The organism is Bacillus sp. SH5-2, from assembly GCF_008368905.1.
GTDB classification, from domain to species: Bacteria; Bacillota; Bacilli; order Bacillales; family Bacillaceae_G; genus Bacillus_A; species Bacillus_A luti.
Genome location: NZ_QOSD01000036.1, coordinates 1 through 13003 on the forward strand (window position 1 = coordinate 1; position 13003 = coordinate 13003).

Annotated in this window: 8 protein-coding genes and 1 pseudogene; 1 reads left to right on the top strand and 8 read right to left on the bottom strand. The window is 36.8% G+C overall.

Annotated features, from left to right (window positions below):
* Positions 1 to 141: 141 nt before the first annotated feature.
* The 7 genes and pseudogenes from DN410_RS25415 to DN410_RS25445 form a co-directional block, all read right to left on the bottom strand.
* Complete coding sequence (locus DN410_RS25415) at positions 142 to 2217, bottom strand: serine hydrolase domain-containing protein (RefSeq protein ID WP_149178508.1); 2076 nt, start codon at positions 2215 to 2217, stop codon at positions 142 to 144.
* 88 nt (positions 2218 to 2305) lie between these two features.
* A pseudogene (locus tag DN410_RS25420) lies at positions 2306 to 2887 on the bottom strand (hypothetical protein).
* 955 nt (positions 2888 to 3842) lie between these two features.
* Positions 3843 to 4148, bottom strand: a complete 306-nt coding sequence (locus DN410_RS25425) for a monooxygenase (protein ID WP_149178509.1) — start codon at positions 4146 to 4148, stop codon at positions 3843 to 3845.
* Between the two features lie 190 nt (positions 4149 to 4338).
* Entirely contained in the window at positions 4339 to 4689 is a 351-nt protein-coding gene (locus DN410_RS25430) for a DoxX family protein (protein ID WP_149178551.1), read from the bottom strand.
* Positions 4690 to 4904: 215 nt separating this feature from the next.
* Complete coding sequence (locus DN410_RS25435) at positions 4905 to 5324, bottom strand: MarR family winged helix-turn-helix transcriptional regulator (RefSeq protein ID WP_088081583.1); 420 nt, start codon at positions 5322 to 5324, stop codon at positions 4905 to 4907.
* A 459-nt stretch (positions 5325 to 5783) separates the two neighbouring features.
* Complete coding sequence (gene cypD, locus DN410_RS25440; protein WP_149178510.1) at positions 5784 to 8981, bottom strand: bifunctional P-450/NADPH--P450 reductase; 3198 nt, start codon at positions 8979 to 8981, stop codon at positions 5784 to 5786.
* Positions 8982 to 9461: 480 nt separating this feature from the next.
* Positions 9462 to 10940, bottom strand: a complete 1479-nt coding sequence (locus DN410_RS25445; protein ID WP_149178511.1) for a DHA2 family efflux MFS transporter permease subunit — start codon at positions 10938 to 10940, stop codon at positions 9462 to 9464.
* Positions 10941 to 11364: 424 nt separating this feature from the next.
* Here DN410_RS25445 and DN410_RS25450 point away from each other — a divergent pair, with 424 nt between their 5' ends.
* Entirely contained in the window at positions 11365 to 11961 is a 597-nt protein-coding gene (locus DN410_RS25450) for a hypothetical protein (RefSeq protein WP_149178512.1), read from the top strand.
* Positions 11962 to 12202: 241 nt separating this feature from the next.
* Here the strand turns inward: DN410_RS25450 and DN410_RS25455 are convergent, their stop codons facing one another.
* On the bottom strand, positions 12203 to 12601 hold the full coding sequence (locus DN410_RS25455) for a DUF1259 domain-containing protein (protein ID WP_179958643.1): 399 nt from the start codon (positions 12599 to 12601) through the stop codon (positions 12203 to 12205).
* Positions 12602 to 13003: the final 402 nt, after the last annotated feature.

The window sequence follows — 13003 nt, forward strand, 5'->3', positions numbered from 1 at the left end:
AAGTTGATGGATGTGTGGCGGGACCCCATTGCTATCAAGCTAAGAGTTTAAGTGTAATATCATTTAAGGAAATACTTAAGATACAAATAAAATATCTTTTCCATGTCGTACTGTTTTATTGAAGTCTATCCCGAGTTGTAGCTAGTTCAATGCGACTGTAAATTCGGAATTCGGTGCGCCAGCAAATACAACCGTTCCGTTCTCTGGTAGTTTTACTTTGTTATTGTCACTAACAACAGTAAAATTGACGCATACTCCATTCTCATCATACACCGCGAATGAACTTCCTGATGGCAACTCCACAGTCATCGTTTTCCCTGCTGCCTCTTGCGGAATCGTAAACCATTTCGCATGCCCATTTTTTTGCAGCGTAACTTTCGATAATTGACCTGTATCAAGGGATTTTACGTTAGATTCACTGACGTATAAAAAGCTGGCCATCTCCATATATTCAGTACCATCCTCTGTATAGAAATGGGCTTCCTTCGTATCCCGCCCATTCATCACAGGAATCTGAATTTGATGCGTCGCCGTATTCGGACCTGTAATTTTTTTTCCGTCCCAATACCCATCCTTGATCGTAATTTGTGTGTTAAGAGGCATTAGTTGTCCTAGATAGTTCATAGAATTAAATTTTTCGTTAACGAGGTAGAACTTGCCACCCTCACGCTTCGCCCATGCAGCAGCTGTTTTCTTCGGTAACACATTGTTTTCTAATTTCTGGGCTAAATAGTGAGTCAGCACATTTTGCCCCAATCCCGGTGATAATTCATATGTGCTCTCTCTCAAATAAACTTTTCCATTCTTTTCAGTGACAAAGTTAAGCTTGGAAGTACCCTTCTCATTTATAAAGCTTCCATCCGCCGTATATACATATTTTTCTTCCGGTTTAGTTGGTAAAAACAGTTCTCCCTTCTTCGTAATTTCTATTTTGAAATTGCTGTAGCTATTCCCATAAAATCCTGCTTTTTTTACCACGTCTTGGGGCACTTTAACCTGGACTGGCTTGCCGAAGGATTTATCTGGTTTTATATCCTTAATTGTCCCTTTCTCTTTAAGCCTGGCTAGCAGTAATTTGTTTGCCAACAGTTGATTTGTCATGCTGGTGCCGCCGGAGGACAATACAGCTGCTGCCATCTTCTGTTCTGGAAGTACAACCAATGTAGCATGTTGCAGCATCGTATCCCCCCCCTTAGTCAACGCTTTTATCCCATATTCACTGAATGGGTATAGTTTCACACTATCCCAGCCAAGACCATAGTTGAACACATTTTCGCTATCTCCCGGCCACATTCCTTTTTTATATTCTTCTTGTTCCATCGCCTTGACTGCTTTATTAGAGAGAATTTCTTTTCCCTGTCCCATAAATATTTGTGAGAATCGCACCACATCTTCTGCAGTAGAAGAGATTCCTCCCGTACCAATCACATTCACCATTTCACTGGGAAGCTGTCCCTGGTATTTCGGAGAATACAGTCCAGCCCGCTTTTCGTCTTCCCATTTGTCTTGCGATGTTACCGTATGATTCAGTTCTAATGGCTCTGTAAACTTTTGATGTAGAAATTCAGTAAAACTCATACCACTGACTCTTTCTACCAAAATCTCAGCCAGCGTAAAACCATCATTACAGTATACTGAGAACGCGCCAGGGTCTGCCTTCAAGCTTTGGTTGGACAATTGTTGCAACAAGATATCATGGGCATAAGCATCATTATCTTTAAATAAAAATGAATTATTGAACGTCGAACCTTGCAAACCCGAGGAGTGATTCAACAGCATACGCGGTGTAATACGCTTATATCGTTTATCTTTCATTTTGAAATCAGGAATATAGCGGGCAACAGGAGCATCCAAATCAACTTTTCCTTCGTCTACTAGTTTCATAACAGCCGCAGCCGTATATACTTTACTGGTTGAACCAATTCCGTATAGAGTATCTTTGGTTAGTGGTTCTTTCCCTTCTATGTCGTTCTTACCTGTCTGCCCCGACAAAATAAGTTTACCATTATCAATCAGCGCATACTGTACGCTAGTCGTCTCATAGGACTTCGTGAGCAGTGCAGCATTCTCTACAGCAATCTTCTCCAAATCTTTGCTAGCAACTTCTTGGCTAGATACAACCGGAGTCTTACTGCTAGAAGACGCTATCGCTCCTGTTGGTAGGCTCATCGTTAGAGCCAAAGTAGCGGCTAACACCCCAGATAATTTATTTTCCATAAAAAAATGCCTCCTTAGATAATGATCAATTTCATCTTTTATTTGTTCAATTACAAACATCACATAAACTACTATTCTAGCTTTATCCCTACTGTCTAAATTCAACAAGTAAAATACTTTTAAAAAGATCAGTATTCTCGGCTCTACCTATACTGTTCAAATTGCCGTCAACATATGCCTACCTCCATGTGTCCCTCCAGCAAAAGTATCAAATCCTGGAATAACACCTGTATGTCCCCCTATCGAGACAACGTTAGGAAGTTTAATTTCATAGATTCCTAGACCATATCCATTGTTCCTCCCTTTCCTGTAGGATCTGTAGTGAGTATTTGTTTTAGTTGCTGTTCTTTCAGTAATTGCTACCAAGCAAATAAGAAAAAATTTGTTTAAGTCGTTACACTTCCAATGCGAAAGCAAAAATCTGTTTTCATCGGTTTCTTAGTTCTTATATCCGCTACACCAGCTGCATACCCCACATTTTTCTACCCTCGGAAGTTTTAGCGAGTATCCCTGGGTATCCAAGTTGCAATGTATCTCGCATTGCTTGTTCGACAGAGGTACGATCTCGTTGAGTACTTATTTGTAATGAACTAAGTATATTTTGAGTGGAGCCTGTTTTTATAATTGAGGTTGGTATTAGGTATAATAAAAAAGTTCCGGCAATGAACAGTGCTAAATCTGCAAATGGGAGTTAATTATATATTTTCATAAGACACTCTTCCCCTCTATTCATATAGTATCGGCGGTTGTATATTATTTCTTACTAATTACACAGAAATCATCTTTATATTGTTTATTTTTACAAGCACCATACTGTCGTAACAAACGGTAAAACCTCTCTTTTTCACATGTATGTTAGTACCATAAATGATTTTTTTATTTAGAATGCACTTATTACTAGTTTGGTTTTCGTATAAATAAATCCTATTTATCCTCCCTCTTTTGTGCTTCTCTATATTTGTATCCTACATAATAAAAATTTCTTTTTTCTTATGCATTTCTTACAATTTCCTTACGTTCAAATCACTTCTGTAATTAGATAGGTTTTATTTTAAAATCTCCAGGATAATAAATGCTTATATAATCCCACGATTTCATAGAAGATGGATTAATAACCCTGCGCCAAATCATCATGCACATCTCTGATATTTCCTTGGATTCCCCCCTCAACCTTTACAACAGTTCCAACCAGCATCAGCACTTCTTCACGTTCTTATAAATAGTAATAACTAATCAACTCCTTACCTGAAAATAAATTAATATAGAAAAAGAGAGATAAGGTTAAAATACCTTTATCTCTCCTTTTCTTTCACATATTGTGCGAAGAATTTTTTTATTTTGGGGTTAATCCGTTTTCTTAGCTTGATGGGCATGAGACGTTAAAGAAAAGTAGACTGAAAGAATTAAAGGAGAAGAAATTATTTCAATAAGATTTCTTCAAAGTACTTTTACGTCAATTTCACAAATGTAAGAACTCTCATATTTTAGACTTCATACAACCTTTTCCAGGGAACTATATACCGATACACGAATCCCTTTTTATGCGAGCCCCCTCACCATCAATTTAAGAATAAAAAAAGAAGGGGATTATCCCCTTCTTTTTCAGCTTGCTCCGACTGTCGCAATTATTTAATATACCCACGATTCAGTTCCGTTAAATTTTCATTAATGTTAAAAATTCTTACTCTAATATCTTTAACACCAGCTGCTTCAAGTCTGTTCTTGTGCATTTCAGCGTATTTTTCAGCATCTTGTTTTTCCTCAAATACATAAATGCCTCCAGCTTCTTTTGTTTCTTCATTCTCAGTCCATATTTTCCAGTGGAATCCTTCTTCTTCGTTAATACTGTTTGCTAAATCCCAAAATGCTTTTTCCATTTCTTCACCAAAAGGACCTTCAAACGGAAAATCAACTTGTAATAAATATGCCATTTTCACTCACTCCTATTTTTAATATAAAATTCTTCCCATTCTTTTACTGATTATGATTCGAATGATAGTAATGTCTAAATTCGTATTGCTATTATTATTCAAGCACTAATTTGAGAATCCCCCTATTTGTAAAATAATCACAAAACGATAGTAACTTGAACGCATGAAGTTTAACAGTTTTCGGTTATGTTTAAAAAATATGATACAAACTTATCCCTAAACTAAGGACGAACAAAACAAGCGCAGGTATAGCTTTCTTAAAGGGATCTTTCGCTAATACAATAAGAGTTAATGCAGCTGCAAGCATCGTACCGCCTAACAACAATCCTGCCAATAAAGCTGCCATTGGGAACCAAATTCCTATCAACATTCCAATTGCTCCTACAATCTCAAAAGCCCCAGTTAAGAAATTAAAAAACGACGGTAAACCAAATCGTTTGAACTCATCTGCCATTTTCCCAGATATAATTTTCGTTCCTGTCATTAAAAAGAACAGAAACAATACAACTTTTACTACATTGATTAATATTAAAATAGCAATCACATCTTTCTTATTTATTTGATAATTTATATGCTACAGCATATATAATACAAAAATTTGACTGGTACTAGGTAAAAAATGAACCTGAATCAAATATCATACAAAATAAAACTATCTCCCCATTCCTCCAAACAAAAATATATGCTATAGCATATATAATACATAAAACAAAGTTTGTTCCTTATGAATAGCGTAGCATCAATAAGGAACAAATATTAATAGCGTGTATCATACAATTTGTTTAATAATGATTGTAATACTTTAATCTCTTCTTCGCTCAAATTACTCGTAACGAAATGGTGAGCGTCTGTCACTACAGGCAAGATTGTTTTCTTTAATTCGTCACCTTTTTCAGTTAAAAACAGGTTGTGTGAACGTCTATCTTGGTCATTCAAAGCCTTCTTTACAATTCCTTTTCTCTCCATTGACTGTATCATTCTTACGACAGTAGTTTGATCTTTATCAATGGCTTCTGCTAACTCTTTTTGAGTAGTGGCTCTTTGGCTACAAAGAACACTAATAATCCCCCACTGCTCTGGCGTAACTCCATAAGGCTTTAATTTCTTCGTAAAATAATTCGTCATTTTCACATCAGTACGATGAACAAGATAGCCTATTAAATCATGTAAGTTCATGTATCACCTCTATAAATTAAGACATAAAAGGATATAGCATACCAGTCAATTATTCACAGTGAATGTATTTGTTTCATTAATTATATGCTATGGCATATATATTATAGTAGGTCATTTTAATTGTCAAATGATTTACCTATTATTTTTCTACGGTAAGATTCATTCCAGCGGTTATAGAAGATATACCTATCCTCCATCGATTTGATAATGTGTTAAAAACTGTTCAACCAGTGCGCAAAGGTTTAAATTTCAAATCACGTGGTTAACATCGTGCCCATCAAACTAAGATTATGTAGGTTTGATTTCATGTCAGATATTTTTTCCTACAGTATCAGTCCAGCTTATTTAAAAATAAGAAAATCCCATATTCAATAAAAATACGGGATTTTTATAAATGAGTTATTCACTTATTCGAAAGAAGTTCATTCGTTACATATTACTTATCTAATTATGAAAAATTCATATACCAGCCCAAACATCTTTTCCATATCGCCCTTCATCTTGCACACGATCCAACCAATTCCTTGCTTCTTGTTCACTAACTTCATGAATTTCTTGATACGCTTGACAAAGGGTGTCTTCTACGTCAGGAGCCATTTTACTTCCATCACCACATATATAAAGATGAGCCCCATTATCTAATAACGAAATTAAATGGATTCTATCTTGTTTTATTAAATGCTGTACATATGTTTTAGGATGTCCTTCTAAGCGAGAAAAAGCTGTGTGTACAGAGATTAATCCATCTCTTTCATCATTTTCTAGTTCTGTACGATAGAGATAATCCTTTTCAGGATGACGACAACCAAAGTATAGATGTGCTTGTCCTAAGTTCATACCTTTTTGCTGTTGAACACGTCGTGCTTGTAAGAATCCACGGAATGGTGCAATTCCAGTACCTGGTCCAACCATGATAATTGGTGTTTCTGGATTTTCAGGTAATTGAAAGTTTGATTGTGGCGTTCGAATGAAACAGATAATCTCATCTTTATTATGACGCTGAGCTAAATAATTAGAAGCGACTCCTTCATATGTCCCTTCCCCACTCCATGCAGGCGCATTAACAACACCAACCGTAATGCTCAGACGATCCTGTGCAACGAGTGGAGAGCTTGAAATAGAATAGTAACGCGGTTTGAGCGCCGGAAGAAGTTCTAAAAAGCGTTCAAATCGGATTTCACAAGCCTCATACTTTTCAAGAAGATCCAACATTGAAATACGTTTCTTTAATATTTGTTCATGATAAATCCCGTCTTCCAATAATGATTCCAATTCCTTTTTATGAGGAGGGCATACTGTGAATGTCACCATTTCTCGTATTTGTGCTCGGGTGGCTGCTTCTTGCACTTCAACACTGTAACTAAGAAGGTCATATAAACTAACAGGACTGTCTAAAGGTATGTGATTTACACTTCGTCCACTTGCGCTCAGTATGACTTGATCCTTCCCGTTTAATCCAAAGCGTTTTAAAATTCGGTTAACATTTTTCTCACTATTAATTGACAGCACCCCAAGGTGGTCACCTTCTTGATACGTAGCGCCTTCTGGCAAGGATATCTCAATATGTCGCGTGCTTCTTTCACTGCTAGATGATTGAAGTTCACGATTTTCTAGTATAGATGCATAAACTGCTTCATATGTCCGCGCAAGAGGAGATCCTCCAAGACGACTGACAAATTGTAAACTTAATGTACTGCGTTCTTTCTCCATGTTTTTGTTAAGTTCCAATCCAAATGCCTTCATTGCATCAGACCACATACTTTGTTTCCATTGCTCGAGCTGTTCCTCGAAATCACCACTTGCATCCGCTTCTCCACGTGTAGAAAATCTTGTTGCTCCTTTTTGAGCCATTTGCTCATCAATATATCTTGGAATCCGCTGATAAGTACTAGCCCAATTATGATCTCCACAACCAAAAACTGCGTATTGAACACCTTTTAGCTCATCCGGTTTTAATTCCTCCAACCACTGCACAAACTGTCCTGCATTACTTGGCGGCTTTCCATTATAAGAAGAAGTTACAATAAGAACCGCCCCTTCTTTTGGCAGACTTCCAATTCGATCGTTAAGAGCTACCACTTCCGTTTGAACCCCTTCTAAACTAGCTGTATCTGCTAATTCTCTTGCAATACCTTCTGCTACCCCTGTATCCGATCCATACAGAACAAGCAGCGAAAGATTATCGGCTCCAATAATAGAAGGAGTCTTCTGAACTTGCTGCTTAATTTCATGGTTTTTCAGTTTCTCCTCTGTAGGCGCAAGAACAGTAGGATGGCTAATAGTTTGATTTCGGGGTAGAATCTTAATTTTAAAATCATCAGGCTTTAGCGTTAATGTTTGTTTTACGTCCAGTTTATAGTCTTGATCATCGATGAATTCAAAATGTTGAAGAAGCATTCCCATTACGAGTGTGGCTTCATGAAGTGCAAACTGCATACCGATACATGCTCGTTGACCATTTCCAAATGGCTTATAAGCATGATGAGGAACCTTATCCAGCTCTTCAAATCGTTCAGGTTGGAATTCTTCCACATTGTCTCCCCACGCGTCTTTATCCCTATGTAGCTGTGGAATAAGAACAGAAATACGATCTTCTCCTTTCTTAATTGGGTATTTCCCACCAATTACTGTATCTTCTTTTGCATAGAGACTGAATGCTGGAGCAGTAGGCCATAGACGTAGCGATTCATTTAAAATCATCCGGATATACTTTAGTTTCATAACTTGTTGGTATGTTGGAGTGGGATCTGTTAAAACCCGATCTACTTCTTCATAGGCTTTTTTCAATTTATCTGGATTCTTTAATAAAAAATAGATTGCAAAAGATAACAATCCACTTGTTGTCTCATGCCCAGCTATTAAAAAGGTAATAATTTGGAAACGAATATTTTCATCATCTAATTTTTCACCAGTTTCCGGATCCTGCACATTTAACATACGGGAAAGTAAATCATTTTCTTCCTGATTTCCACTACTTTTACGTTCAACAATAATATTATCTACTAAAGAAAACATAGATTGAATATCATGCTGAAATTGACGTTTCGTTCTCCACATGAGTTTGTCTTCTATATCCAGCCGCTGTAATTGGTGCATCGCCTCATCTAGAGCACGGCTCATGCTAGTGATAAAAGGATGAGGGGTCTCACGATAAAAGCTATTAAATCGGTAATTAAAACCACATAGACCAATTGTATCTAATGTAAGGCGAGTCATATCCTCCGGAACATCTACGTTTTCATTCGGATTAAGCCTTGCCCATTTTTGAACAAGTTGTACGGCAATATCGACCATCATGGCATGGTAATCTTTCATTGCCCGTTGGCTGAATGTAGGCATCAAAATATTATGAGCTTTTTTCCAGTTAGGCTCGTGAGTCTCGCTTGTAAATAATCCGTCTCCAGCAAAGGCACGAACCTTTGCTAAAGCACCATCTATACTTTTATCGAATCTTGTTTCATCACAGACTTCTGCTACCAATTCATGCCCAGAAACGACAATGATGGTATCACTTAAAGTTTGAATTCGAAAAATGGGACCATACTCTTCCGCCAGCTTAATAAACGATAGAGTCGGTTTATCTTTATCGATTAATGGGAGATTCCCCAGCGGTCCATATGTTTTCGGCTGAGGAATGGCAGATACTTTTTTATCCATTAAAAACACCCTTTCAAAAAAGCATGAAATAAAATATCCCATTCAATAAAAAGAAGATAGCAATGAATCGACTGGGATAAAGATATGTAATTGATTACCTTATTTTATCTTTTCCCTAACTATTCACGATTATGATATTGCTTATAAGATTGATAATCTAAGTTGTTTGTTGATATTAGATTTATAACTTGCAGAAAAAATACTAAATTAAAATGAAGCGTATTATTATAATGTTTATCAAAAATTGAGAGCTAAAAATTGTAGTATTGGGAAAACGAGTTGTTTCTCATGTCAATTCAAACAAATACGATAAGTAAGTATACTGTGTTACGAGTGAAAAAGGATCTGATATGAATATCAGATCCTTTTTCACTATATGTAATTATTTCACTGTTTCTTTCAGTTCTTTTCCCGTTTTAATTATCAGCTTCTTAGCAGCAAAAAACTTATAAAAATCATTATGTAGAGTTTTATTTCACTCTACCGATTTAATCTCTCAACAGCTTCCGCACTTGTATCTACACGTTTAACGAAAAAAACTAATAGTAGTGCAACAATATTCATGCCAAGCGCTACATAGAATGAATGTTGAATTCCGGATAATAAAGCCTTCTGAGTTAACATTGCCTTCGTAGCTTCTGTGAAGGTTGTTGGATCTACCTCAGCCATTAGACTTTCAGCTTTTGTTTTTGTTACAGAATTCATAATCGTAATAAGAATAGCAGTACCAATCGAACCGGACACTTGTTGAGCTGTATTATTAACAGCTGTACCGTGCGGATTTAAGCGAGTTGGCAATTGGTTCAGGCCGTTTGTCATAAGTGGCATCATCACCATCGCCATTCCAAACATCCGCAACGTATAAATAAGGATAATATGTGTGTGACTAGAATCGATTTGCAGGTTTGCTAGCATATAAGTTGAAACAGCTGTAATGGAAAGTCCTACTATGCCAAGAATCCGAGGGCCATATTTATCGAATAGTTTACCTGTAATTGGTGACATAACTCCCATTATTACCGCACCTGGAAGCATCATCAGCCCGGAGCTCAGCGGTGAAATACCGCGGACATTTTGTACATAAGCCGGTGTTAAAATCATACCCGAAAACATAGCCACCGCATTGACAATTGCAATTACAGAAGCAAGTGCAAACATTGGGTACTTGTAAACACGTAAATCCAATAATGGTTCATTCATTTTTAATTGACGGATAATGAAAGCAATTAGGGCAATAGCGCCTATGATTAAGCTTGTTACGACAACTTTATTCGTCCAACCATAGGAGCTTGCAGAACTAAACCCATATAACAGACCGCCAAAACCGACAGAAGATAATAGTAATGAGAGATAATCAAGTTTTGCATTTTTGTTTTGTCTCATGACATTCTCCGATTTCCAAACCCCTAACAGTAAGCTAATGATTGCTAGCGGTAAAATCATTTCAAAAAGCAAACGCCAGTCATAATACTCTACAATATAACCTGATAGTGTCGGTCCAATTGCTGGAGCTGTAATCATAACTAACCCAAAAATCCCCATTGCTGTTCCCCTTTTTTCTCTTGGAAAGCTTACTAGCATAATATTCATTAACAAAGGCCCCATGACTGAAGAACCTGCTGCTTGAACCATCCGGCCAGTAAGTAATAAACCGAAGTTCGGTGCTACAGCCGCTAAGGCCGTACCAAGAATAAAAATCACCATAGATGTAATAAATAAACTCCTATTGGAGAAGCGGGTTATTAAAAATGCTGATGCCGGAATTAATATACCACTTACAAGCATATACCCTGTAGAAAGCCACTGGATCGTTGAATAATCTTTAATGTCTAAATCTTTCATTATTGATGGCAAGGCTACATTTAAAAGCGAGTTATTTAGAAATGAAACAAATGCCCCAATAAAAAGGATTACAAGCATTAAATACGGTGGTTTTCTTTTATGTAACGTTTCACTCATATATTTATTTGCCCCTTCATTATAAATTCCATTGATTCATTTAAATCGTTTGCATATTTGCGCGAGAATATATTACCCTTGCAGTATTTTGCCAAACTCTTCGAATGGATATTCTCTTTTTAGCAATTCTACTTACCCATCTTAAGATTTTGAATGAATATGTAAACACGTTTGTTAACCGAAAATAAATTAGGCTAAAATAAACAAAAGAAGCAACTGAAAATACCCTTCTAAAATAAAGTGAAACTTTAATCAGTGGGACTTTTGCAGGCAGCCCACAACAAACAGCGGGATAAACCAACAAGACCACACACCCATTCCTTTAAATACAGGCTTGGAAATCTAGTTATGTAACCATCCATAAAAAGGAAGATTACATAGGCTAAGTCTAACATTACATTTTTAAAGTGAGGGGAATAAGCTTATGCACCAATATTGGGATTTAAATTCAAAGGGAGACGAGGAACAATATAATAACCAAATTTCAATGTCATCATTATATTTACAGCCCCAAATAACTAAAGCTGAAGGTATGAATGGTTTGAAGATTCCTGAGAATTGGAGTTGTCGCTTCTATCCAGTTAGTTGGGATTCACCAGCCAATTATACAGCTTTCAATCCCCACCGCCCTCTCTTCTCTTGGGGACAGCCAAATACAGGGATGATGCCCCAAGGACATCCTGCTAATTGGACTCCATTACCAGGCCATGCAGGTTTTAATTTTCAAAAACCTCCCTTCCCCTGGGCCCAACCATTCAATCATGCAGGGATGTTCGCACAAGGTCATCTTGCCGCTTTACTATCTCCGCCAGCTAAAGCTTTTAAATTTAATACCAATAAATGGGGGGCTTTCGGAAACTCTCCAGGATGGGGAGGACAGATAAGTCCCATGGGATGGGGGAATAACGGAGGTTACGGTCAGCCAGGAATGCTTGGAAACTTACTTACAGTAGGAAAAGGCACTATGAATGGAATAGGAATGATTGGTAGCCTAATCGGTATGGGGAAGTTCTTCTTTTAGTTAATTAGAACCGAAGGATAGGTCCATAACCCCGACTTAAACACATTTCTCTTTCCAATGATTTAATCTTCTCAAACATGCTTCCAATACTCCCTCCAAGTTCGTTTCCTCGTCTTTCAAATTATAAAAACATCAAGAAAAGACATTCCAATTATGGAACGTCTTCTTTCACTTTATAAAACCATTCAACAATCCGAAATATTCTACTTAACAAAATCACTCATTTAACGAAAGAAATTAGTTAATTGCATAACGCTCTTCTAACTTTTCTTGCGAAGTTTAGTGGATCATCAACGTCTTCGATATTAACGTAAATCAAATTTGGATTATCACATAACCACTCGTTGTGTATAGACGAAACGATTATTCCTTGTTTTAGAATTGTAGCAACAAATTCAGTAACTTCCTTTTGTAAGAGCGCTACCCGTCCTAGGCATAATGCTCGTCCAGTTTTATAATCTCGTGATTCGAATGAGAAGGAAGTTGTTACTCTGAAACGTTTACCTAAGATTGTTGCTTGTATTTCATCTCGATTTATCGTTGCCACACATTTCCCGCCAGCGAATCCTTCTTGTCCGCCGATAATTCTTGCAAACTGTTGACAAATTAATTCATCATTACTCGCCATATCTTTCATCATCCCCCCTTTTACTGTTAGGTTATGAATGAATACATAGGTATGCAACGGTAATGAATCTATTCTATTATAAAAAAGATGATGGCAATCTACCGAAAGCTATTAACTCAATTATTCTTGATCGTATGAATTGTTATCAAAGTTTAAATGGTGCAGAATTTTGATTTTATGCTTAATGGGCATCGGAGACTGAAAGCAAAAATCAGCTATTATATGGTAAGACATTTTTAAAGAGCATAAAAAAGACACCCTAAGGTGCCATCCTCCGACTTGAGAATCGTATCTATGTATGGAGAAATTTAGAAAAGACAAATACAAAAGAGAAGATTCTAACTATAATTTATGGAGCTCTTATGCCATGAATTACTTACATATTTCCTTATTTACCGGAAGAAGAATCCCAGT